This is a genomic window from Corynebacterium sp. c8Ua_99 (assembly GCF_039907185.1).
GTDB classification, from domain to species: domain Bacteria; phylum Actinomycetota; class Actinomycetes; order Mycobacteriales; family Mycobacteriaceae; genus Corynebacterium; species Corynebacterium jeikeium_D.
This window is the reverse complement of sequence record NZ_JASBOG010000019.1, coordinates 24205-44680: the sequence shown is the minus strand read 5'-3', so window position 1 is coordinate 44680 and position 20476 is coordinate 24205. Positions and strand designations below refer to the sequence as shown.

General features: G+C 56.9%; 31 protein-coding genes and 1 tRNA gene. 25 read left to right on the top strand and 7 right to left on the bottom strand.

The window, feature by feature from the left end; genetic code table 11:
- From QKE19_RS10195 to QKE19_RS10175, 5 genes are all read right to left on the bottom strand, one after another.
- The coding region (locus tag QKE19_RS10195; RefSeq protein ID WP_347890955.1) for a site-specific integrase at positions 1 to 1127 on the bottom strand (1127 nt) is incomplete at its 3' end.
- A gap of 110 nt (positions 1128 to 1237) precedes the next feature.
- Positions 1238 to 1651 (bottom strand): hypothetical protein, encoded by a 414-nt coding sequence (locus tag QKE19_RS10190; RefSeq protein ID WP_070546468.1) that lies wholly within the window; start codon positions 1649 to 1651, stop codon positions 1238 to 1240.
- Positions 1652 to 1858: 207 nt separating this feature from the next.
- A complete protein-coding gene (locus QKE19_RS10185) occupies positions 1859 to 2944 on the bottom strand; it encodes a type I restriction enzyme HsdR N-terminal domain-containing protein (RefSeq protein ID WP_347890954.1) in 1086 nt (361 codons plus the stop codon).
- Positions 2941 to 3324, bottom strand: a complete 384-nt coding sequence (locus QKE19_RS10180; RefSeq protein ID WP_347890953.1) for an ImmA/IrrE family metallo-endopeptidase — start codon at positions 3322 to 3324, stop codon at positions 2941 to 2943. The genes QKE19_RS10185 and QKE19_RS10180 overlap by 4 nt, the downstream gene beginning before the upstream one ends.
- The gene (locus QKE19_RS10175) at positions 3305 to 3790 is read right to left on the bottom strand and encodes a hypothetical protein (RefSeq protein WP_347890952.1); all 486 of its coding nucleotides are present in this window, start codon (positions 3788 to 3790) and stop codon (positions 3305 to 3307) included. The genes QKE19_RS10180 and QKE19_RS10175 overlap by 20 nt, the downstream gene beginning before the upstream one ends.
- 435 nt (positions 3791 to 4225) lie before the next feature.
- Here QKE19_RS10175 and QKE19_RS10170 point away from each other — a divergent pair, with 435 nt between their 5' ends.
- The 20 genes from QKE19_RS10170 to QKE19_RS10075 all read left to right on the top strand — a co-directional run bounded on the left by QKE19_RS10170 (position 4226) and on the right by QKE19_RS10075 (position 15279).
- Positions 4226 to 5134, top strand: coding sequence for a ParB N-terminal domain-containing protein (locus tag QKE19_RS10170; RefSeq protein ID WP_347890951.1), 909 nt, complete (start codon positions 4226 to 4228; stop codon positions 5132 to 5134).
- The gene (locus QKE19_RS10165; RefSeq protein ID WP_347890950.1) at positions 5134 to 5667 is read left to right on the top strand and encodes a hypothetical protein; all 534 of its coding nucleotides are present in this window, start codon (positions 5134 to 5136) and stop codon (positions 5665 to 5667) included. Before QKE19_RS10170 ends, QKE19_RS10165 begins: the two co-directional genes overlap by 1 nt.
- A 250-nt stretch (positions 5668 to 5917) precedes the next feature.
- Positions 5918 to 5998, top strand: a tRNA-OTHER gene (locus QKE19_RS10160).
- A gap of 237 nt (positions 5999 to 6235) precedes the next feature.
- Complete coding sequence (locus QKE19_RS10155) at positions 6236 to 6427, top strand: helix-turn-helix domain-containing protein (protein WP_347890949.1); 192 nt, start codon at positions 6236 to 6238, stop codon at positions 6425 to 6427.
- Positions 6424 to 6642, top strand: coding sequence for a hypothetical protein (locus QKE19_RS10150; RefSeq protein ID WP_347890948.1), 219 nt, complete (start codon positions 6424 to 6426; stop codon positions 6640 to 6642). Before QKE19_RS10155 ends, QKE19_RS10150 begins: the two co-directional genes overlap by 4 nt.
- 454 nt (positions 6643 to 7096) lie before the next feature.
- Positions 7097 to 7291: a hypothetical protein gene (locus QKE19_RS10145; protein WP_347890947.1), complete on the top strand. Its 195-nt coding sequence runs from the start codon at positions 7097 to 7099 to the stop codon at positions 7289 to 7291.
- Positions 7288 to 7521, top strand: coding sequence for a hypothetical protein (locus QKE19_RS10140; RefSeq protein ID WP_347890946.1), 234 nt, complete (start codon positions 7288 to 7290; stop codon positions 7519 to 7521). The genes QKE19_RS10145 and QKE19_RS10140 overlap by 4 nt, the downstream gene beginning before the upstream one ends.
- A complete protein-coding gene (locus QKE19_RS10135; protein WP_347890945.1) occupies positions 7508 to 7654 on the top strand; it encodes a hypothetical protein in 147 nt (48 codons plus the stop codon). The genes QKE19_RS10140 and QKE19_RS10135 overlap by 14 nt, the downstream gene beginning before the upstream one ends.
- Positions 7655 to 7664: 10 nt before the next feature.
- The gene (locus tag QKE19_RS10130) at positions 7665 to 7877 is read left to right on the top strand and encodes a hypothetical protein (RefSeq protein WP_347890944.1); all 213 of its coding nucleotides are present in this window, start codon (positions 7665 to 7667) and stop codon (positions 7875 to 7877) included.
- Entirely contained in the window at positions 7874 to 8809 is a 936-nt protein-coding gene (locus QKE19_RS10125; protein ID WP_347890943.1) for a YqaJ viral recombinase family protein, read from the top strand. The genes QKE19_RS10130 and QKE19_RS10125 overlap by 4 nt, the downstream gene beginning before the upstream one ends.
- Positions 8810 to 9772 (top strand): hypothetical protein, encoded by a 963-nt coding sequence (locus QKE19_RS10120; RefSeq protein WP_347890942.1) that lies wholly within the window; start codon positions 8810 to 8812, stop codon positions 9770 to 9772. It begins immediately after the preceding gene.
- Positions 9765 to 10175: a single-stranded DNA-binding protein gene (locus tag QKE19_RS10115; RefSeq protein WP_347890941.1), complete on the top strand. Its 411-nt coding sequence runs from the start codon at positions 9765 to 9767 to the stop codon at positions 10173 to 10175. The genes QKE19_RS10120 and QKE19_RS10115 overlap by 8 nt, the downstream gene beginning before the upstream one ends.
- Before the next feature lie 15 nt (positions 10176 to 10190).
- Entirely contained in the window at positions 10191 to 10481 is a 291-nt protein-coding gene (locus QKE19_RS10110) for a helix-turn-helix domain-containing protein (protein WP_053411674.1), read from the top strand.
- Between the two features lie 334 nt (positions 10482 to 10815).
- Positions 10816 to 11190: a hypothetical protein gene (locus QKE19_RS10105; protein ID WP_347890940.1), complete on the top strand. Its 375-nt coding sequence runs from the start codon at positions 10816 to 10818 to the stop codon at positions 11188 to 11190.
- A 212-nt stretch (positions 11191 to 11402) separates the two neighbouring features.
- Positions 11403 to 12323: an N-6 DNA methylase gene (locus tag QKE19_RS10100; RefSeq protein ID WP_347890939.1), complete on the top strand. Its 921-nt coding sequence runs from the start codon at positions 11403 to 11405 to the stop codon at positions 12321 to 12323.
- A complete protein-coding gene (locus QKE19_RS10095; RefSeq protein WP_347890937.1) occupies positions 12320 to 12940 on the top strand; it encodes a hypothetical protein in 621 nt (206 codons plus the stop codon). The genes QKE19_RS10100 and QKE19_RS10095 overlap by 4 nt, the downstream gene beginning before the upstream one ends.
- Before the next feature lie 8 nt (positions 12941 to 12948).
- Positions 12949 to 13494 (top strand): hypothetical protein, encoded by a 546-nt coding sequence (locus QKE19_RS10090; protein WP_347890935.1) that lies wholly within the window; start codon positions 12949 to 12951, stop codon positions 13492 to 13494.
- 10 nt (positions 13495 to 13504) lie between these two features.
- Positions 13505 to 13936 (top strand): hypothetical protein, encoded by a 432-nt coding sequence (locus tag QKE19_RS10085; RefSeq protein ID WP_347890934.1) that lies wholly within the window; start codon positions 13505 to 13507, stop codon positions 13934 to 13936.
- A complete protein-coding gene (locus tag QKE19_RS10080) occupies positions 13933 to 14208 on the top strand; it encodes a hypothetical protein (protein ID WP_347890933.1) in 276 nt (91 codons plus the stop codon). Before QKE19_RS10085 ends, QKE19_RS10080 begins: the two co-directional genes overlap by 4 nt.
- 576 nt (positions 14209 to 14784) lie before the next feature.
- Positions 14785 to 15279: a cell division protein ZapB gene (locus tag QKE19_RS10075; protein WP_347890932.1), complete on the top strand. Its 495-nt coding sequence runs from the start codon at positions 14785 to 14787 to the stop codon at positions 15277 to 15279.
- 156 nt (positions 15280 to 15435) lie between these two features.
- Here QKE19_RS10075 and QKE19_RS10070 read toward each other — a convergent pair whose 3' ends face one another.
- Positions 15436 to 16107, bottom strand: coding sequence for a hypothetical protein (locus QKE19_RS10070; RefSeq protein WP_347890931.1), 672 nt, complete (start codon positions 16105 to 16107; stop codon positions 15436 to 15438).
- Positions 16108 to 16422: 315 nt separating this feature from the next.
- Between QKE19_RS10070 and QKE19_RS10065 the strand changes: the two genes are divergently transcribed.
- Positions 16423 to 16962, top strand: a complete 540-nt coding sequence (locus tag QKE19_RS10065) for a hypothetical protein (protein WP_347890930.1) — start codon at positions 16423 to 16425, stop codon at positions 16960 to 16962.
- A gap of 215 nt (positions 16963 to 17177) precedes the next feature.
- Here the strand turns inward: QKE19_RS10065 and QKE19_RS10060 are convergent, their stop codons facing one another.
- Entirely contained in the window at positions 17178 to 17303 is a 126-nt protein-coding gene (locus QKE19_RS10060) for a hypothetical protein (RefSeq protein ID WP_347890928.1), read from the bottom strand.
- Between QKE19_RS10060 and QKE19_RS10055 the strand changes: the two genes are divergently transcribed.
- From QKE19_RS10055 to QKE19_RS10040, 4 genes are all read left to right on the top strand, one after another.
- Positions 17302 to 17529, top strand: coding sequence for an HNH endonuclease signature motif containing protein (locus QKE19_RS10055; RefSeq protein ID WP_347890927.1), 228 nt, complete (start codon positions 17302 to 17304; stop codon positions 17527 to 17529). The two genes, QKE19_RS10060 and QKE19_RS10055, sit on opposite strands and share 2 nt — an antisense overlap.
- A gap of 257 nt (positions 17530 to 17786) precedes the next feature.
- A complete protein-coding gene (locus QKE19_RS10050; RefSeq protein ID WP_347890925.1) occupies positions 17787 to 18374 on the top strand; it encodes a hypothetical protein in 588 nt (195 codons plus the stop codon).
- 12 nt (positions 18375 to 18386) lie between these two features.
- Positions 18387 to 18821 (top strand): hypothetical protein, encoded by a 435-nt coding sequence (locus tag QKE19_RS10045; protein WP_284837343.1) that lies wholly within the window; start codon positions 18387 to 18389, stop codon positions 18819 to 18821.
- A 22-nt stretch (positions 18822 to 18843) separates the two neighbouring features.
- Positions 18844 to 20466 (top strand): terminase, encoded by a 1623-nt coding sequence (locus QKE19_RS10040; RefSeq protein WP_347890923.1) that lies wholly within the window; start codon positions 18844 to 18846, stop codon positions 20464 to 20466.
- Positions 20467 to 20476 lie beyond the last annotated feature (10 nt).

Sequence of the window (20476 nt, the reverse complement as noted above, 5' to 3'; positions counted from 1 at the left end):
CCAGATTTTTTGCCCGTCCCGCATCCGTCCCGCACCACACCATCCACCAGCTCGCCAGCAGCAGCACGCACCAGCTCTACATCGTCCGGCCAAAAGTGCGTGTACACGCTCAGCGTCACATCCGCGCTCGCATGTCCCAGCATTGTCTGCACCGCCTTCACGTTCTGCCCAGACCGAATAAGCGCCGTGGCATACAGGTGGCGTAGCGCATGAAAGTTAAAACCGCACAGCACCTTCATCGAGTGACTGATGGACTGTGAGGTGACCATCAGCCCGGTTGGGGTACGGAACACCGGCTCATCATCACCATCAGGATGCGCTAGCAGGTGAGCGGCCATGCGGCGGGCAACAGTAGCGGAAAACGGTATCGTCCGCCTCGATGATTCCGTTTTCAACGGCGCGAAATGTGGTGCCATCACCCCGCCAGAACGCGGACGTGTCTGCTGCACCACGTGCAGCAGCTTGTTGCCCATGTCGATGTTGGCACGAGTCAGGCCACCAACCTCACCGGCACGCATACCTGTACCGAGCGCGAGGATCATCATCGTCGCCAGGGTTTCCCGGCCGGTCTTATCTGCCAGTTTGATAGCAGCGCGCACATCATCCACCGAGGGCAGGTCGGCCACGGTCACAACAACTTTCCGGGGTGGCTTTTTCACCTTTGATACGGGGTTATTGCGGATGAGTCCGTCTTCAACAGCCATTGTGAAGCACCCGGACAGCTGCGCAGCCCACGACGAAACAGTGTTCTGGGACAGTGCCTTGTTTTCCAGCCAGGGTCTGCCGTTGGTGAGGTGCCCCAGCCACGTTCTGACGTGCGCGGGGCGGATGGAGTCGATGGGCATGTCGGCCATGTCGCCGAGGTTGGCGTGAATGGTTTTTCGAACTTCTCTGGTGCCAGGGGATTGAGCGGTGGTCTTGTACGTTTTCCAGTATTCGGTCAGTGGTATTTGGCCGTCGGTGGGGTTTATCCAGTCGCCTGCGCGTAGTTCGCGTTCGCGGTCGTTGAGCCAGGCTTTGGCTTCGCGGTGGAGGTCGAACGTTTTTGAGTGCTCTTTGCCTGCGGGGTCACGGTAGCGTGCCACCCAACGTGTTTTCCCGTTGCGGACGCGTTTTTGAACAGCCATTGATATAATCCTTTTGTCGCTGGTTGGTTGAGCCACCCCCCGGTTCCCACGGCGGCACTTGCGGGGGCGCTCCCTAATGTGGTGTTGGGTCGAGCGCCCCCTCTTGTTTGTTAGTCAGTGTCGCTGGTAGACAGGCTTGTTACCGTCGCCGGTAACGTCGTCGCGTCAAAATCACAGCGGAACTTCTGTGGCCACGGAATTAGCCGACCTGTCACGACTTCGATTTCGAACTCCATGTACCCGGTTGTTTCGCCCTGCTCGATGTAAGCGCTGTGCCTGCCCTCCCAGCCAACCGCGCGGTTCATGGACTCGTTGTTCCGTTCCAAGAGCTCGGTGTAACAGGCTTGTTTCCCGGCTTCGAAAAGCTGCTCTCGGGTCGGTTCGTCGTTGGTTCCCGGAATCGCGAAGATGATGCCGATGAATGCGGCAATGGCGACTATGGCGGTTACTGGGATGACGAACCAAAGGCGCTTATAGAACGGCTTCTTGGTGGTCGGCTGTGTAGTGCGGTCTTCGAATGTCATGTTCTTTGTCTTTCGTACATGTCCCGCCAGACGGCGAGTAGGTGAGTGGTGGTACGGTGGGGCTGAATCCGGTGACAAGTCCTCCAGGGGAGGACTTCCTGCCCCGATAGGCGGGATAGCCGGTTTCGTCATGTCTATGGCATGCCGGGACGCTCCCTAATGTCGAGCGCCCCCTTATTTCTGTCACCTGCGCCATTGGCGCTACTACTAATCGCGGAGAGCTATACAGCGCTCACGGAGAAGCTGCGCATGCTCGTAAATCTCATCAACCGCATTGAGGTCAAATACTTGTTCAGTGCGCGACGCATCGAAGATGCCGATACGTGGAACACGCCGGTCGAAGTACAAACGGGCAATCGGATTCCGGTTGTTATCGCGGTACAAAATTGCACAATAGGATTTCGCGTCACGCATGGTTACATCAGAAACAGGGATTTCGCTGCAGCAAATTGCGCGGATAATTCCAAATGCCTGCAACTCTTCTTCCGTTGTCACGATTCCGGAATCATCAGTTTCCTCCGGTTCGATAGGGGAGGTAGTAGTGGCCGACGGTGCTGGCGTCGCACCTGGGGCTTCATCAAAATCCTGGGCCGAACGCAACCGACGATTCGCCTCATCTTTAAGGAATTGAGATTGAGCTGTGGAGACAAGTTTGGTGAAAATCTCAAGGTTTTGCGCTGTCATGCGGCGCGATGTCACTCGAGATGCGATGAGCCTAACCCAATCAGCATCTGGTTCCTTGAACTGTGATGCCAGAACCTTGCGAATCTCAGAAATGTATTTGAGTTGCTCCGCGCTTGCCGCAATCGTTTCAGAATCGAAGCGAGTCTTTGTGCACATCTCTAGGTGCGGAAAGACACGCGCATCGATGTTAGCGAGGTCGATTGTCATGAATGGCTTTTCGTCCATTCGATTCGCTGCGTCTAGCTGTGCATAGAATTCGTACACTTCACCGTTGGTAAGAATCGCAAACTCGGTATCTGTGACATTGAAGTATCGGATGAGCTGATTCGCGTGATCTAGTCGGAGCGGTTCTCCGATTTTCTTGCATTCGATGAGGAATCGGAAGTCATCACCTGATTTGATGGCGAAGTCTACTTTTTCTCCCTTTTTTACGCCGACATCGGCAGTGTATTCGGGGATTACTTCTCGTGGGTCTGTGACGTCGTAGCCGAGGACTGTGCTTATGAAGGGGATGATGAAGGCCGTTTTTGTGGCTTCTTCCGTTTCGATAATTGGCTTTAGTTCTCGAACCTTGGCGGCGAGAGTCTGGACTGCTTGGTCAATGCTCATGCTTGTTGCCTTTCGTAAATCTTTCGCCAGGTGGCGAGGATGTGTGTGGTGACATTTAGTTCTGCGGCTATCTGCTGTGGGTAGTGGCCGTAGACGGACTCGATATTGGCGTAGTCTGTTTCGGTTATAAGTAGTCGAGCAGCGAAATCATCTGCTCTGCGCTCTTGCCTGTCGCTCGCCGGGGCTGGGTGACCTAGCCACATGTGAGCGAGTTCGTGAGCCATGGTGCAGCGCGTGGAGGCATCATCCATGCCGTGACGCAGACTAATTCGGCGTTTGTGGGGCAGCCATGCGCCTTTGGGCCCGCCTTTGTGCCATGTGACATGTACGCCTGCGGCTTCGGCGATGGAGATGAGTTCGTTAGTCGATGGGGTCTTCACCTCGTTTGATTCGCTCCTCGTTTTCGTCTGGGCTGCTATCGGCGGAGATTGGTTCGGCTTCGTCCCATTCCGTGACGGTGTCGTCATGTGTATCAGGCCGGGCGGATTGGAAATCAACAACGTTCGAACGTGATTCGATTTCATCCAACGTTGCGGCCATTGTTGCCGGGTTTAATCTCCTAGCCAGTTCAAGGGAGAGTTGTCCGTTGGTTGCGGTGTCGACCATGAGTCGCCCGTTATCTAAGAAGCTGTAAACCTCATCTTCTGTTAGGTGCCCAAGGTCTACGAGTGCCTGGATTGGGTTTACCTGCGTTTTCCGACACAGAGTGATGATGTCGCTGGCATCAAGCCCGTCAAGCAGTTTCCTCGTTGCGGTGGCCCGGCTGATGCTGAGTGCTTCTGCCACATCGTTTGCGGTGATTCTTTGGCGATGTACTCGCTGTAACCAGTCTCTGAAGTCCGTCATGTCAATTATTTTATGCGTCAATTTTGAATCACGCAACCATAGTTAACCTGGGTGAATGTAAAAGTAGTGATTCGCAAGTGACTTACAGGATTGACATTCAACCCGCAGCGACTCATAATTAAGTCATCGGAACAGAAAAGAGGTTGAGAATGACTCAATTCCTAATCAGTCTCGATGAGGTGGAGCGTGTAAAGCGACTCAATGGAATCCGCTACACAAGTGAGCTTCCAGCGAAAACTGGAATCAGTCGATCTACATGGACTCGGGTTCTGGGAAGTCGAAAGCCGTCATCCGATGTACTCGACGCCCTAGCCGTGTTAGGTGCGCGACCTAATCGGATCCTCATTGCAGATGACCTAAGCGAATCAGCGGCATAAGAAAAGCCCCTCGCTGGAACGAGGGGCAAAAGAAAAACAAGTAACCAAAGGATAACACATGGTTGAGATTCATCCATACATTGCAGACCTCCCAATCTTCCAAGACAGGGTAGACGCAATGGCCGAGTCTATTGCGGAGATTGGGCTACTTCACCCGATCAGCCTTGATTCTGAAGGGCGTGTGATTGGTGGCCGTCATCGTCTTGCAGCGTGCGAGAAGGTGGGTGTTGAACCGCAGTTTGAGACACGTGAAGAGAACCCGCTGGTTTTCATGCTGCATGACAACGATGACCGTAAGCACCAGACCACGGGGCAGTTGACTGCCGAGCGTGCAATGACCCTGCATAGCGCTGGGCACCGCTCCAATGGCCGATGGGATTACGGCGAGGTTGCTGAATTTTACACCGGTGTAAAATTCGCCGGTTCAGAGAATGTTCGACTCAGTGAAGCGGGTGTTGTTCTCGACTTCCTTGGGCGTGACGTTCTCGCAGCTATCGCGGCAGGCACAGAGACGCTAAAAGAACAGCTGGCAATCGCTAAGGCCGAGAAGCGGCGCCGTGAAGCTGAGGAGCAGCGCCGTATCGAAGAAGCGCGCGATGAGCAGAAGCGCGAGGACTCTGCTGGCCGGTACTTCGATAACCACCAGGAAGCGAAAGCGTGGCTAGACGAAAAGCCACAGGGCGCGTTCCCCACCATGCGTGAGGCCTACGCGGCCTATATGGAGCATGACCGTGAAGCCCGACGTATTGAGGCTGAGAAGCGCCGGGCAGAAGCAGAAAAGCGCCGGGTAAAGCAGGAGCGCCTAGACCGGTTTGGGCGATTCATTGAAGCATTCGTCAATAACTTTTCTGTCGGCTTAGACATGCTGACCAACCCAGAGCGCGATGAGATCCTGGCGAATCTCCGTGATGACCTTCGCGCCGAGTATCTCCAAATCGAATCCACCTACTTGAAGGGACGCAACTAATGAACCTCCGGGAATACCTTGCAAGGGAACTGTCTAAGGCTCGCCCACCGCGCTACACCATGAATGAGCGTGGCTGGGTTGATGAGGTCGCTGATTCGACCGACTTGCGCGCTGTTGATTTCGATACAGAGCGAGCGCTCACCGACTATGTCCGCAACGTTGCCCGTGATGTTGAGGGTAAGGCAACGCAGGTCGGGAACAGGTTGATGCGTGATTTTCACAAGTTGCAGGCGCTGCCAATTGACTGGGCCTCGTATGTGAATGAGCCGATTTCATTGGAGAACGTTCAGGTTATCGACGGTAAGACCGTGAAGGTTAATGAGCGTGTGCGGTTGCGTGATGCGACGCCAAAGGATTTTGAGTTGTGGGCTCGCACGGAAGATGCGGCTCGTAAGCGTGATTTTGATGCGCGTGGCGAAGCTGTGCATGGCGCTTTGGATATTGCGTCGCGTATGCGTGCTGCTGGTGCGATCACTTTCATGGCGTGGGCTGAGACTGCGCCGGTGGAAGGGGAGTCCGAGGATGTGGCGTAGTCGCTGACGTGACTTAGAAAGCCCATATCCGTTTAGGCGGTCTGTGTTTGTTCGATGCGACACGTGGGCGCTGGAAATAGAACACTTGTTCGGTTTCCGTTTGTTATTTGAAGAATTTCATAGGTCGGTGCTGATACTGGCGCGTCGAGCATGGTGTGTAGATTGCGATGACCCGCGCAAGCCGGAGGGCAGGAACCCAGGTGATGTACCTGGAGGTAACGCGCGCCGACCATAAATAAACCTACTCAGAGGTCTTGAAGCCGGTTTGCCCCTTGGTTTGGCTCGACAACGGAAGCGAGGGGCGCGGGTTCGACTCCCGCCAAGACCACCAGGGCGCGTCAACGTCACCACCAAGCAACCCCCTCTTTTCCTTGCTTTCAAGGGGGATGGGTTGAGGACCGTCAGCCCCGCCTGCGTGGAGCGAAGCCGGAGGCAACCCTTCCCGCGTGAAGCCTTTCAGCACGCGAGCCCCAGCTGCGCGCCCTACCAATGCATAAGAAAAGGCCTGCTCGTGTTGCTGCACGGGCAGGCCTGTTAATTCCTACTGTCCCCAAGAAAGGAATCACTGATGACTATAGCACTCACGGTGAAGCAAGTCGCGGAGCGACTAGCCGCCACAGAAGCGAGCGTCTACGGCTATGCGGACCGTAAACGCGACCCGTTACCGCTGTACCGGCTAGGGGAAACCCGCGGGGGTTTGCGTATTGATGAGCCGGATTTGGAGGCGTGGATTCAGCGCCGGAAGGAGGAAACCCGATGAGCCGGAATGATGATTTGTTCGACCTGGTTGATGCGTGTGATTTGCGTGTGCCGGATAAACGCGCAATCACTGAGCGCCCGGATTTGCTCGAGCTCTACACCCGCAGGCCGCGTCGTATCGAACCCCGCCACATCAAATCGGACTGGGTAGCAGGAGCAGCGTTTGTCCTCGCATTCGGCACCATCATCTTCATGTCGCTGGTGATGTGCCTATGAAAACCATGACCCGGCAGAAAACCTGCATTATCCCCGGCTGCCACCGACTACCCGCAGCCAAAGGGAAATGCACCCACCACCTCGGGCTGATTACGAACGGACAAATAACGAGTCGTCACCTGCGAATGAAGGAGGAGACCATGGCGCCGCGCAAATTTGAGTTTTTTGATAGCCCTCCTCGGAGCGTGAACCGTAGACAGGAGCTCACAGCAGAGCTACGTGAGTTTGCTGAAGCACTGCAGGCTAACGCTGGCCGGTGGGCACAGTTGCCCCCGGATTTGATTAATCCACGTTGGGATTCATTGACTGGTGAGGAAAAGGCGTCAGAGGTGGCACGTCTTACCCGGGCAATTACTAAGGGTGCTGCGTGGCGGATGCCTGGCGGCCATTTCCGTGCTTCCCGAGTGAATGGGAGCGTGTGGGCCACGTGGGTTGAGTATGACGGGGTGAGGCCATGACGCTTCGTCGATTAGCCGATGCTGAGCGCGTGCAGATCCGTAGCGATTACCGGCAGCTCCGCCGCCAAAGACTGTCTTCCCACGGCACTGTGCGCCGCATTGCCGAAGCCCGCCAGGTACTACCCGAGGTCGTCACACGCATCTGTGGTGACCTTATCGACGCCGACCAACCACGGGGCGGTGACCGGTGAGCAAAGAAGCCTACATGGAGCACCTGGCGCACCGTGCGCTCTACGACGAGTACGCCCGCCCCGGTGTCGGCTGCCACCCCGCACTGAAACGGCTGCTGTATGAGCGCGGCTGGGCAGACCCCACAACAGGGCGACTGACCGACGCAGGGCGCCGCCACATGACTCATCTCATCAACCAGCACATCATCAGTGGTGCGCCAATCCCAGGAGATCCATATGAATCCTGCTGAATTCCCCGATGTCCGACCGCCGGCTGGAAGGCACTATCCCGAAGACGACGTGTCTGACATCGCGGTGTCTATCGGCTGCTCGACCGCGGTGGTCGCGTTCATTCTGATTGTCATTTTTATCTCCAATTTGTAAAGGAGCTGTCGTGCAGAGTTACAGGAATCGCAGTGGTGACGTCGTCATCGATGAGCATTTTCTCGATGAGGACGTGTTTGTGACTGCTACAAGCCAGAAGGTCACCTGCCCAGTGTCCGTCTATTTCGGCGACAACAGTCACGACATGACACCAGTAGAAGCTCGCTGGCTTGGAACCGCCCTGATTAAATCAGCGAACCTAGCCGAAAGGGGAGAGGAGTGACACAGCTTCAAATCCCCAACCGGCTGCACGTGGTGAAAGACTCGGCCCCACCCGGCACACCTGAGTGGGAAAGGCTTGTCACTGCGTCGAAGGTCGCCGGTATTGTCGGTGAATCCGCCTACGCGACGCCATATAGCGTGTGGAACACGATGCGGGGCATCAGGATTGAGCCTTCCGGTATGGAGGACCGGTTCTTGACTGGCCACGCGATGGAGCATGCCCTGGCCTACTGGTGGGCGCAGAAGAACCCAGACTGGCGACTATCAAGGGGAGAGGTGCAGGTCACCAACCCGCATCTACCGTTCCCTAACGCTGCCACGCTTGACCGCATCGCCACTCGTAAAGGCCACGTCCGTAGCCCAAAGCATTCCCGTTGCGTGCAGTTCAAAACTGTTAGTGACTGGGATGAGTATCAGAATCTCACGCCGGAGACGATTCCAGCAGACTGGCTGATTCAGGAAACGTGGGAAATGCTCACCAGCGGTCTGACGCAGATGTTTGCGCTGATTGTGGTGTGCGGGCCGTTCTACGAGTGGAAGCAGCTGGAAGTGCCGTGGCTACCCGAGTTCGCCGTCGAGCTCGTTGAGTCGACGGAGCACCACCTGGAACTTGAGGAACCACCAGCCCCGACTGCGCCGAATGATTACAAGATCGCGAAGCTTCGTCACCCGGATATCGACGATGACGCCGCACCGGTGACCATCGATGCGGATACTGCTGCCGAGTGGGATGTGCAGAAGACCGCGGCGAAAGCAGCTGGCGCCACGCAACGAGCCGCCAATAAGGCTGCTGAAGTGGCCGGAGCGAAACTCCTGGAAGCAATGGGTACAGCCGCGACCGCCATCAACCCGGACGGGTACGTCATCGCTAAGCGAGTCGCCACGAAGAAGGGCGTGCAGCTACGTCACGTGCCCCTGCCGGAGGAGAAATAAATGACACAGAAATCAACCACCACAACAACTACCCGCGCTGAAAACAGTGCGGGTTTTCCTATCCCAGAAGGAGAAACCATGAACCTACCAGCGACAACACGCAGCCAGGGTACTCAAATGCCGGCGCAGACGCTCATGCAAAAGGGTGTCGAGAAACTCCGCCAGCACGCTGAGCTCAAGCAAATGGCCTACGACTACGCCGAGTTCATCACCAAGACCGGAGCGTGCCCAGCGATCTACAAGAACAAGCCGATGGATGCCGCGGCAGCGATTATCCGCGGCACCGCCCTTGGTTTCGACCCAGACGGAGCACTCGAAGCGTTCTTCGTCATCCAAGGCAAGACTGGCATGTATGCCCGAGCGATGATTGCCGTCGCAGAAAACGTTGGCTGCCGAGTGTGGGAAGAAGAGGCCACCGACGACTCGGTCACATGGTGCGGTATCCGCCCAGGCGATGACAAGGTCGAGCGTGTCACGTGGACGATGGAACTCGCTGAACGCGCAGGGTACACGCGGAATGCGAAGTACAAGACGAATCCTCGGGAGATGCTGCGCGCGAAGTGCCAGGCCGAGCTTGCCCGTATCGTCGCCCCAGGCGCATTGATGGGATTGGTGTCGGAAGCGGAACCGGATGCGCATAAGCCGGTGCGTGCTGAGGCAACACGGGTTGATACCCAGCAGGGTGGCGCGTTGGGGGCGTTGGAGGCGGCACGACAGCGGGTCCACGCACGCCGCCAACCAGAACCGGAACCGGCGCAGGACGCGGACGTTATCACTGATGATGACCCGCAGCTGTTAGCCGCTGTTGTCGACGAGTATCTGAGCGAGATTCCGAAGGCCCAGTCGCAGGATGAGGTCACCAAGATCATGAATGCAGCCAAGGAAGACGGCCTGCCACAGGAGCAGTTCGACACGGTTCGCCAGGCAGCTAAGGCGCGTTGGGAGGAACTCAATAATGCGTAACCCGAACTTTGTAGTTATTGGCGGCAACCTGGGTGGTGACGCGAGGTACGCGGTCACGCAGTCCGGCAAGGAGGTTGTGTCCTTCTCGGTTGGGCATTCCAGGTCGCAGTTTAATGAGCAGTCCAATTCCTGGGAAGAGGTCAACACGACCTGGTGGAACGTCACCTACTGGGGTAGTGACAGGGAAGATCTACAGCGCCTGTCTGAGCAGTTGACACGGGGCCGTCGTGTGATTGTGACCGGGCGTGCTGAGCAACGCCCGTATACGACGAAGGACGGCCGCGATGGTGTGTCTCTGGACCTGCTCGCATCCACGGTGAGTTTGGTGCCGAAGATTGGGCGTGACACTGCGGCGTCGAATACTGCTGCGGGGTTTGATTCCTCTGCTCAGCCGCCGTGGTAGGAGTGACGCCACCGTATGAGTATTCCCGCCGTCAGGTGGGTGACTAAGGATGTTAGAGGGATTACCACCACGGAGCGGGCAGTGCTCTACATGCTCGCAGATATGGCCAGTGAGCGGGATGGCCTGCAGCAGGCGTGGCCGTCTGCGGCGACTATCTCAGAGTCGATTGGTATCAGCCACCGGACGGCGTACCGGGCTCTAAATTCGTTGGAGGAAAAAGGGTTTCTTGCCCGTGGGGATCAGAGTCTGGCCGGCAAGATTCGAAGCGACCGTAGGCCGATTGTGTGGTGTCTGAAAACACCATGACGGGGTGACACCGATGTCATGCCGTAGCGTTTTCACGACCTGACACTGGTGACCGAACGACCTGACACTGGTGACCGAACGACCTGACACCGGTGTCATACAAAGCAGTAATAGAAGCTAATAGTTAACCCCGCTCGCTCCGCTCCGCTCACTCCGTTCGCTGCGCTTCGCTCCCTGTAAGACTTCCCGAAGCGGTAAATATCCCGCGGCATGACACTGGTGACATACCGCCACACACCCACCCCGACACACAGCAGCGCCACCACTGGCACGCCCACACAACCCGTATCGACCGCGCTCTCGCAGCGCGGTTTTTTCATGCAAGGAGAAACCAATGAGACGAAACCGAGCCTCCGCCAAAAAAGCCGGAGCCAAGTTCGAGCGAGACATCGCAGACACACTCGCCAAACACATCGATGACCGCATCGACCGCAGAGTCAAAACCGGCGCGAAAGACAAGGGCGACATCGCAAACCTCCGCACCGCCTGGAACGACAAAATCACCGTCGAATGCAAAAACACCACCCGGCTAAACATCGGCGGATGGCTCAAAGAGGTTGAGCGAGAACGCATCAACGATGACGCATACATCGGCGTGGTCATGTTCAAGCGCCACGGGATTGCCGACCCTCTGGAGCAGTGCGTGATGATGACCGTCCGGAACTTCATCAAGTTGAACGACGGCAAGATCGATGGAGATGCACTGTGAGCCGATTTAAGCCGTCGAACATCGGCACGTGGGTGTGGGTGGCGCTCAGCCCGTCCCGGTCGCTCTACGAGCACGCTAGGGGCCAAAAATGAGCACACACAACACGAACAACCACGAACACGACACTGATTTCCCATGCGCCACCTGCAACCGATGGTCAACCCAATGCTGCGGCCCCTGGGAAACACCCCAAGAACACGACGAGTAAAACCATGAACACCCACACACTCAAAGGCCTACGCCAACAATTCAAAGCCGTAGGCAAATTCCACACACCACCCGAACTCGTCGCCACCATCGCCGCGCTCGCCAAACAGAACCTGCACGGCGAAGCGCGCAACGTCTACGACCCCACCTGCGGAGCCGGAGACTTACTAGCCGCCTGGGGCGACACACCCAAATACGGGCAAGACATCGACCAAGAAGCACTAGACGACGCAGAAGCCGCCCTCACCAACTTCACCGGCGTACACGGCGACACCCTCGCCAACCCCGCCTTCATGGACAAACGCTTCCACGTCATCGTCGCCAACCCACCATTCTCCATCAAATGGGAACCAACAGTTGACGAACGCTTCATGTTCGTCCCAACGATCCCCACCAAATCCAAAGCCGACTACGCCTTCATCCTCCACATCCTCCACCTACTCGACGACGACGGTGTCGCTGTGGTCATGGGGTTCCCCGGAATCCTCTACCGGGGAGGACGCGAAGGCAAGATACGCGCCTGGCTGGTGGAAGAGAACCTGATTAGCCACGTGGTGCGTATCCCAGGCGGCAAGTTTGAGGACACCAGTATCGAGACCTGCATCCTCGTTTTCAAGAAGTGTCGAACCTCCACCAGTGTGCAGTTCATCGATATGGAGCACGACCTGTCGGAGGTCGTAGACCGCAAACAAATCCAGGCGGAGGGTTACAACCTTTCCGTGCACACCTATGTCCAGCCTGCGGAGCCAGAAGAGGAACCAGTCGATGAAGTGGCGTTGCAGGAGCAGGCGCGTTCCCAGATGCTGCAGCACTTGCGTAGTGACCTTGAGGTTGACGCGATGATTTGCCGAATAGCTGGTTTCACTGATCACGGTGAGTATCTTGACCGGATTGTTCGGCTGGTGGAGGAGCGCCGCACGGCATGACAAAAACACCTCTACACCAGCTAGGAGAATTCAGCCGGGGCACACACTTCACCAAAAAAGACCTCACCGACAACGGCGGCCCCGCTATCCACTACGGGCAAATCACACACCTCGCACCCGTAGCCACGACAGCACCAGCACGTCTACCGGAACGCAAGTGGAGCACCATCCGAAAAGCCATGCCCGGCGACTTACTCATCGCGGGCACCGCAATGGATACCGACGGCGTTGGTGCCGCCGCAGCGTGGGAAGGCGATGGGCCGGTGGCTGTTGACGCGCACACCATCATTTTCCGCACTGACATGGATGCGGAACTGCTAGCGCAGATGTTGGCGACCAGTGATGTGGCGAGACAGAAGGAGCGGTTCATCACCGGGGCTATGGCGAAGCGCATCACTGTGGAGCACCTGGGCCGCATCGAAGTGCCTGTACCAGAACCAGGGGAAGGCGCGGAAGCGCTCGGGAAAATCACGCGGTTCCTTGCTCTCAAGGAGCAGGGGACGGAGAAGTTCCGTGCGTGTAGCACGGGGCGGATTAGGCAGCTGAGGTTTTACCGGAATGAGGTTTTGTATTTCCGGGAACGCGGCGGCATGACACAAGAACACGAACACGACTAGGAGACACCATGAAACTCGACAAAGTAGCCGGATCAAAAAACGACGAATTTTATACCCCGGCCTACGCAATCACCCCACTACTGCCACATCTAAAGCCCAACTCGCATGTGTGGTGTCCTTTTGATGAACCAGAATCTCTGTATGTGCAAATGCTCAAAGCCGCAGGGCACAAGGTCACCGCTACACATATCCGAACAGGACAGGACTTTTTCACAACAGAGCCGCCGGCAGGAGTTGACTGCATTGTCTCAAACCCGCCATATTCGCTAAAAACCGACGTTCTAGAGCGTCTTTTTACGCTCGGACACCCGTTCGCAATGCTGGTCGGGGTTGTCGGCCTGTTTGAATCCCAGCGGCGTTTTGAGATGTTCCGGGACAACAGCTTTCAAATGCTGTACTTCAATCGGCGCGTTGCATACCTACGCGACTACGGCGATGAGAAGCCTGCGCTGAACCCTCCTTTTTCCAGTGCATATGTGTGCCACAAAGTGCTGCCGAAGCCGGTGGTGTTTGAGGAAATTGACAAGTCAAACGTCCGCCCTTTGAGTGACTAGGAGTACACCAATGACACCAGAACAAGCGCGCCAACTACTCGAAGGCACCACACCCGGCCCGTGGAAGGTCGACAAGCAGTCGTATGGCGAAGTCGTGGTCGATTTTTGGGTAACCGACCGTGACGACAACAAAGTTGCGGAGGAGACCTGTCTAGATATTGAAGTTCATGAAGTTGGCCGCAATTTCAACCTCATTGCTGCCGCCCCGGATATGGCCAACATGATCGCCGGGATGTCGCCCGAGTACGCAGTGCAAGGCAAGGCCCCAAGCTCCGATGAATGGATCACACTTTCCCAATGGTCAGAAGAACTGCCGTCTTCAGAGCTCGAGTTAGGAATCACCCTTACTTATGAAGACACAGGCGAAACGTACCAAGTCGACACGCGCATCGTCATGCGCTACGTCACCACACCACAACCACTAGAAGGAGAAGAACAGTGACACCAGAAGAAGCTGCGGTCATCGTCGACCGCTGGGCCAATGAAGGCCAACCCACTACCTGGATTTCTGAAGTCGTCGACGCGGTAACCACCATCCTTGAAATGCGCACCGAGTACGCCATCGAGTACCAACCCAACCCAGATTCCCAGTGGCATCGGGTTTCGGAGTGGTCGGAAGAGTACCCGCTGGTAGAGGGCGAAGAGCTCAACCCTCGTGAGCGCATCGTGAAGCGCTACGCCACCTACCGACAGCCGTTAGGAGAAGAACAGTGACCATCGACATTCTGATTCAGCTACTGACTGACCCTGGTTTCGCTATCGGCTACCTGGGCGAAGCCGCAAACCACATCGTGAACGGAGTACCGCTGTGAGCGCCTGTTTCAATCCAGACGAATTGCCCGATGGGTCCACGGTCTTTTGGGGGCAGGAAGAAGAAGACGGCCACATCACTTGGCTGGGGACAGACCACCTCGCGGAGCACGTAGCCCGCAAGTCTGGGCGGGGAGTCTCTCGCTATCTCAGCCCCGTAGCCCCCGTATGGGAGCAGCAACGATGAAGACGCTATTTAACCCGCCCCGCCCTTGCGTATGGAAATTCGATTACGTCAGCTGGGGGGTCGCAACCTTCCACTACAGCGAAGAACTAGGCGAAACGATGTGTACCGTCGCCACGTTCCCAACCTGGCGCGAAGCCATCAGCTACGCAAACAGGAACAGTGACACCAGCCAAAAAGCATAGGAGCACACCAATGACACCTGAGCAATTCATAGAAAAAACACATCAGGCAATAGTCAAGGCGCTGTTCGCCATTATCGACGGAATCAACGAAGAGCGAAAGAAGGAGAACCAATGACCACCATCAACGATCTTGAGCTTCGCATTGGAAGCGCAGAAGACATCATTGTCGTCCTCAAGGACGAACTCGCCGAACTCAAGACCCACCTCCAAGAACTCAAGGAGCAGCAGGAGAAGGACAAGCAGCCAGAGCAGGAGTCGCTGCTTGGGCGCTGGGCAACACACCCCAAATACGGACGCGGAATCATCACCAGCGACAAGCCAGATACGTTCAAGGAAGTCCGGTTCACAATCCGAAACGACGAGTTCACAGACGGCGCGGATCAGCTTTTCGTCCGCTTTGATGACCTCACTCTCGACCCGGCGACCCTCACCACCGGGCAGGACTTCGAGGACGCGCCGGTGGGCACCATCGTCGAAGCCACCAAGGAACCGCACGACGTGTATGTAAAGGCCGGGCCCTTGTGGTACATCGCTGGCGGTAGCTTCAGCACCCTCTCCGAAGGAATGCCCGCCTGCCGCGTTATCCGATGGGGCAACGGCAAATGACCGTAACCGCAGCGCTCATCGCAGCCATCGTAATAGTCGCCTACATCGGCGCCGCCACTCTCGCACTGTGAATCGGCATCGAAGGAAAACACCCCATCACAGCCATCCTCATGGCCGTGGTGCTCGTAGCCCTGCTGATACTCGGCATAGACATCATCACTCCCCCTCAGCCTCACGAGCCAAGAAATCTTCAAGCCACGGTAGATTACGAGCCGTGACCTGATCAATGTCCTCCCTCAACAACTTCTTTTTGCTAGAAGCAGATTTTCGGAGAAACCATTCTATTGGAGTTTTAGGAAGCGCAATTCGGTCCTCGGTAGCCGTAATCAGATTTTGATGCGCCTCCGATAGCGGGGCGTAACACTCGTCAATACAGCGAGCAAGGGCTTCAGCAGAGCTGAGTCGAGGGGTGAGGATCTCTTGCTCGAACACTGCAGCGAGACGACCCAAGGTGTTTTGCATGGCAATCTTGACGTCTAAAGCACTCGAGTAGACCTTGTGGTCCGAAATGCCAAAGGATGCCTGGATAATTTCAGTCGCTGCGGATTCAATCGGCGCGTATATATTTTTGAAAGCCTGAGCGAATACCGCTGCCGCATCATTACGAGTCTCGCACCGGGACATTTCTAGCACAACCAACTGCTTAGCCTGAAGCATCTCAATTGTTACTCGCAGGATTGTGGCGACGCATTCGCGTTGTTTTTCCCTCTTCTCTGCGCGACCACGCCACGCATCCTTCATCCAAGCGATGATCTGAGTAAGAAGAGCTGCAGTAACACCTGTAAGCAAAAGCTGCACAATCTCAACACTGTTCGTCGAGTCCACCAAAGACGCCCCCTATCTATATTGACAATTGCATCAAACTCGTAAGTCTAACCTGACTAGAGGGGAGCGTAAGAAGCCCGCAACCTGGTTAATTCCAGGTGCGGGCTTCAGTCATACCTAAAACAAATAGTACGAACACACACCAACCCCCACGTCGCCCGTACCCCGGGATGGAGACATGGGGTTAATTTTTATGCCCACCAAACACACCCCCGCCCCTTGTCGAAGGACCCCATGCCATCACTAACCCCCGCACAAATAGAACAGCTAGGCCGTGCCCTCACCGCCATCGAAACAATGGCACCCACCCTCACCGACATGATGACCCCCTCACCACCAGCCTCCGGGGCCAACGCAGGGCGCCCTCCAAAGACCCGGCAATCCCGCCCACCGCTACCCATCCACCTGTTAGACATCGAGTACGCAGCAGAACTGTGTCTATGGGACTGGGCGCAGGCGCTGGCCTACGAAGTCCAGTGCCAGCCACCAGCCAGCCGGCGCCTTGAGTACGTGGCTCGCTGGCTCCACGATCGCGTACACGACATTGCTGAACGCGCATGGGCAGACACAATGCTCATCGAGGTGGAGCATCATCGCCGGGTGATAGGCGACAGGGTGAGTCCACCTGAGCCAGCACATCGGCGCGAGGTTCCGCAGCAAGGCTCAGCACGACAAGTCGCCGACGCACTCGCAGTACTCGGCGTGCGCGTCAGTCACACTTCACTGAGGAAGTGGGCGAAGCAAGGCGAGATACCAACAACACTCAGCAACGAAGGCGTGGAACTCTACGACATCGCAGACTGCATGCGCGCAGCCGCAGCACATCAAAGTGGCGACGACACACGGTCGACAGGGTAGAACGTCATGACCTGCGGTTTACAGTCCGTATGCTAAGCTACGCTTGACTGAAGCGCATGCTCTTAAACCATCTCAATTGAGATTGTGGTTTGAGAGCTTTTGCTTTACGTCAACACATTCACGATTGCCTAACACGAGTTCCGCTAACGGCAACAAACGGTCGCGGTGGAAAACCGCAGAGTCCCACCTGGACGACACCACCGCTCCAGTAACCCCTAGAGGTCAGCCGGTACCCCCAGCCGCCACTCGCCCCAGGAGGTACCAGACATGCCAGGGTGGAAGTCGAACTCCCAGGGCCCCAGATCCAGAGGCGTACCAAAAGCCTTAGCAGACCAAGTCATGGCGCGCGATCACTACGAATGCCAAGCACAACTACACGGCTGCACTATCATCGCCAACGAAGTGGACCATGTGGTGCCGGTCTTCGAAGGCGGCCAAGATGAGTTAGAAAACCTCCGGGCTATCTGCTCGTCATGCCACAGGAAAAAGACCGCCGGGGAAGCCACCCGCGCCCGGCAGCGACGCCGCCAGCCCATATGGGCCAAGCCCCACCCAGGCCTACTGTGAGGGGTGGGGGAGGCCCCTCGTTTCGAGGGTCTGGCCAGGGCGGAGGGCATTGCTTCTGAGTTTGTGTACGGGTTCCAGTGTTTCGGGTGAGGGGGCGTAATTGGCGGCTGTGGTCGCTTCTGGCTGGTTTTTGCTGGGGTGGTGCTGAAAGTTGGCATAGGCGAGTTTTTATCGCCGCTAGTGGCGTGACTATACTGTTACGTTCTATAGGTGCTGGCAGGTCGCATAAGTCGTAACGCAGATGGTAAAATGAAGGTATGAAAACCACCTGTGACCAGTGCGGATGCGACTTCGATGCCACCAACCGGCGCGGCATCACCCCACGCTTCTGTTCTAACGCTTGCCGGCAAAAGGCCTACCGCGCCCGCCAGCGCAACCACTACCCACAGGAAATGGCTAGCGCCCGTCGTTGGGCTGCAGCCGACGGGAAACGCCCCATGCAGGCCAACGGTAAGCCAGCGTCATCAACTAAGCCAGAAACATGGACGCAGTTCCGTGACGTCAAAAAGAAGCCGCACGGTTTCATGCTCGGTGGCGGGTTCGCATGCATCGACCTCGACGACTGTTTCATCAATGGGCAACTCCAACAATGGGCGCGCCGAATTGTTGACGCCGCGCCGGGTGCGTTCATTGAGCGCTCAGTCTCCGGCAAAGGACTCCACATCTTCGGATTCCTACCGGAAGGCAGGGGGCGCAACTACGGATGTGTCGAGGTCTATTCGAATGCCCGGTTCATTCGGACAACATCAGACGTTTGGACAACGGGCAATCTAGTAAATCTTTCCAATGCAGCTTTGACCGTCCAGGCGATGAGTGCCGCGGGGGAGCTGCCGAAGAAATCATAAGGAGGTGCGCCGATGCCAGGGCCAGTACCAAAGCGGTCGGATCAGCGTCGCCGCCGAAATAAACCTGATGGGCTTCCAACAGTGAAGGCAGCGGGGGCGGGCTCGGTGAAGCCGTTAGCGGAAGACCGTAACTGGCATATCAGCGCGAAGCGTTGGTATCGCAGCTTAAAGACCTCTGGGCAGTCGGTGTTTTTCGAACCATCAGACTGGGCAGCCGCACACATCTGCGCGACGATCCTGTCTGATGAAATGAAGCGGCCGGAACCGGTCAGGGCGAACATCATCGCGCAGGTTAACTCGATGATGGACTCACTGCTGACCACAGAAGGGGCGCGCCGACGGCTGCGGATTGAGCTGCAGCGCGCCGATACGGATAAGCAGCTTGACGACAATACGCAGGCAGCCATTTTGATGATGGATAGGTACAAGAAGAACTTGGCCGGTTAGGTGGAAAGGCGGTGACGGTCCGGTGGTCGCCGCCGCAGATAGACTTATCACGTTGCCGGAGGGTATTCCGGAACGCACCCTCGGATGGAACGCCCTCGCATGGGCAGCAAAATACCTACGCCACCCCAACGGCATCCGTGCTGGTAAGCGCTGGGAGTTCACGCGCGAGCAGGCGCGTTTTATCCTGTGGTTTTACGCGGTCGATGATGAAGGCCGGTTCGTGTACTATCACGCGGCCCGTCGGCTGGCTAAGGGCTCAGGTAAGTCGCCATTCGCTGCCGTGATGGCGCTGATTGAGTTGCTTGCTCCTGTCCGGCTGGACCATTTCGACGACAATGTCCTTGGTGGTTGTGTCGGCAAGCAGCAGCCCATGCCGCTTGTGCAGATCGCGGCGGTTTCCCAGGACCAGACCGAGAACACTATGCGTATGGTTCGAGCTATGGTCGCTAAGCGCGCCGCACCGCAGCTCAACCGTGACTATCAAATCGACGCGGGCAAAACACAAATCAATGTCGAACCCGCAGGAAAACTGGAAGTCATCACGTCTTCGGCGGCGTCGGCTGAAGGTGCGGAAGCGACGTTCATCATCGGCGATGAGCTCGAGCACTGGACGACCTCTAACGGCGGTAATGAGCTACACCGTACGCTGTTGGATAACCTCGCGAAGTCCGGTTCGCGCATGTTGGAGACACTCAACGCCTGGAAGCCAGGCACCGGCTCGGCAGGGGAGGAAACATTCGAAGCATGGACGCTGCAGGAAGACGGTCGCACTAAGTCTGACCGCAAAATCCTCTATGACGCTCGGCAAGCCCCACCCGATACTGACCTCTCTGATGAAGCCAGCCTGCGTGCCGGGCTGGCTTTTGTGTATGAGGATTGCCCGTGGGCTGATTTGGACGCGATTGTGGCGCGTATTTGGCACCCGAAGGCGCGGCCTGATGATTCGAAGCGGAAGTATTTGAACTGGCCGACCGCGTCGCTGGACTCGTGGTGTGATCCGCAGGACTGGGCGCAGATGTCCAGGCCTGACCGTGAACTCATTGATGGCGAGCCGGTTGTGCTGTTCTTTGACGGTTCCTTGTCGAATGACCACACCGCGTTGGTTGGTTGCTGCATGGACGATGGGCATGTTTTCACCGCTGGCGTGTGGGCACCGCCGCCGGACGGCGTCGTTGACGTTGAGGCGGTAGATGCGGGTGTGCAGCGGGCGTTTGACCGCTTCGAGGTGCTGGCGTTTTTCGCTGATGTCCGTGAGTGGGAGTCGTTCGTCAAGGTGGATTGGCCGGAGCGCTACGGCGATCAGCTGCGCCTGTGGGCAACACCTGGGGCGCGCAACCCGGAGCCGATTGCCTGGGATATGCGCAGTAAAGATTTTCCGTTCACGCAGGCGTGTGAGCTTGCGGCCGCCGAGATTGTGCAGCATGCGTTCACCCACGACGGCAACCCGCTTTTGAGTGAGCATGTGCGCAACGCTCAGCGGCATCTTGGCCGTTATGGCGAGACGGTGCGGAAGGAGTCTCGGGCATCGCAGAAGAAGATTGACGCGGCGGTCTGCATGATTGGCGCTCGCATGGTCTACCGCATGGTCAAATCTGATCCGTCGCTTAAGGCAGAGCCGGTCGATGACACGGCATTTTTCTACTAGGAGGGCACGT

Excerpts from the sequence above, each read along its gene's own strand:
- QKE19_RS10190 (WP_070546468.1), bottom strand. The coding sequence starts at position 1,651 with ATGACATTCGAAGACCGCACTACACAGCCGACCACCAAGAAGCCGTTC.
- QKE19_RS10185 (WP_347890954.1), bottom strand. The coding sequence starts at position 2,944 with ATGAGCATTGACCAAGCAGTCCAGACTCTCGCCGCCAAGGTTCGAGAA.
- QKE19_RS10175 (WP_347890952.1), bottom strand. The coding sequence starts at position 3,790 with ATGACGGACTTCAGAGACTGGTTACAGCGAGTACATCGCCAAAGAATC.
- QKE19_RS10170 (WP_347890951.1), top strand. The coding sequence starts at position 4,226 with ATGGTTGAGATTCATCCATACATTGCAGACCTCCCAATCTTCCAAGAC.
- QKE19_RS10165 (WP_347890950.1), top strand. The coding sequence starts at position 5,134 with ATGAACCTCCGGGAATACCTTGCAAGGGAACTGTCTAAGGCTCGCCCA.
- QKE19_RS10155 (WP_347890949.1), top strand. The coding sequence starts at position 6,236 with ATGACTATAGCACTCACGGTGAAGCAAGTCGCGGAGCGACTAGCCGCC.
- QKE19_RS10150 (WP_347890948.1), top strand. The coding sequence starts at position 6,424 with ATGAGCCGGAATGATGATTTGTTCGACCTGGTTGATGCGTGTGATTTG.
- QKE19_RS10145 (WP_347890947.1), top strand. The coding sequence starts at position 7,097 with ATGACGCTTCGTCGATTAGCCGATGCTGAGCGCGTGCAGATCCGTAGC.
- QKE19_RS10135 (WP_347890945.1), top strand. The coding sequence starts at position 7,508 with ATGAATCCTGCTGAATTCCCCGATGTCCGACCGCCGGCTGGAAGGCAC.
- QKE19_RS10120 (WP_347890942.1), top strand. The coding sequence starts at position 8,810 with ATGACACAGAAATCAACCACCACAACAACTACCCGCGCTGAAAACAGT.
- QKE19_RS10115 (WP_347890941.1), top strand. The coding sequence starts at position 9,765 with ATGCGTAACCCGAACTTTGTAGTTATTGGCGGCAACCTGGGTGGTGAC.
- QKE19_RS10110 (WP_053411674.1), top strand. The coding sequence starts at position 10,191 with ATGAGTATTCCCGCCGTCAGGTGGGTGACTAAGGATGTTAGAGGGATT.
- QKE19_RS10105 (WP_347890940.1), top strand. The coding sequence starts at position 10,816 with ATGAGACGAAACCGAGCCTCCGCCAAAAAAGCCGGAGCCAAGTTCGAG.
- QKE19_RS10100 (WP_347890939.1), top strand. The coding sequence starts at position 11,403 with ATGAACACCCACACACTCAAAGGCCTACGCCAACAATTCAAAGCCGTA.
- QKE19_RS10095 (WP_347890937.1), top strand. The coding sequence starts at position 12,320 with ATGACAAAAACACCTCTACACCAGCTAGGAGAATTCAGCCGGGGCACA.
- QKE19_RS10090 (WP_347890935.1), top strand. The coding sequence starts at position 12,949 with ATGAAACTCGACAAAGTAGCCGGATCAAAAAACGACGAATTTTATACC.
- QKE19_RS10085 (WP_347890934.1), top strand. The coding sequence starts at position 13,505 with ATGACACCAGAACAAGCGCGCCAACTACTCGAAGGCACCACACCCGGC.
- QKE19_RS10075 (WP_347890932.1), top strand. The coding sequence starts at position 14,785 with ATGACCACCATCAACGATCTTGAGCTTCGCATTGGAAGCGCAGAAGAC.
- QKE19_RS10065 (WP_347890930.1), top strand. The coding sequence starts at position 16,423 with ATGATGACCCCCTCACCACCAGCCTCCGGGGCCAACGCAGGGCGCCCT.
- QKE19_RS10055 (WP_347890927.1), top strand. The coding sequence starts at position 17,302 with ATGGCGCGCGATCACTACGAATGCCAAGCACAACTACACGGCTGCACT.
- QKE19_RS10060 (WP_347890928.1), bottom strand. The coding sequence starts at position 17,303 with ATGACTTGGTCTGCTAAGGCTTTTGGTACGCCTCTGGATCTGGGGCCC.
- QKE19_RS10050 (WP_347890925.1), top strand. The coding sequence starts at position 17,787 with ATGAAAACCACCTGTGACCAGTGCGGATGCGACTTCGATGCCACCAAC.
- QKE19_RS10045 (WP_284837343.1), top strand. The coding sequence starts at position 18,387 with ATGCCAGGGCCAGTACCAAAGCGGTCGGATCAGCGTCGCCGCCGAAAT.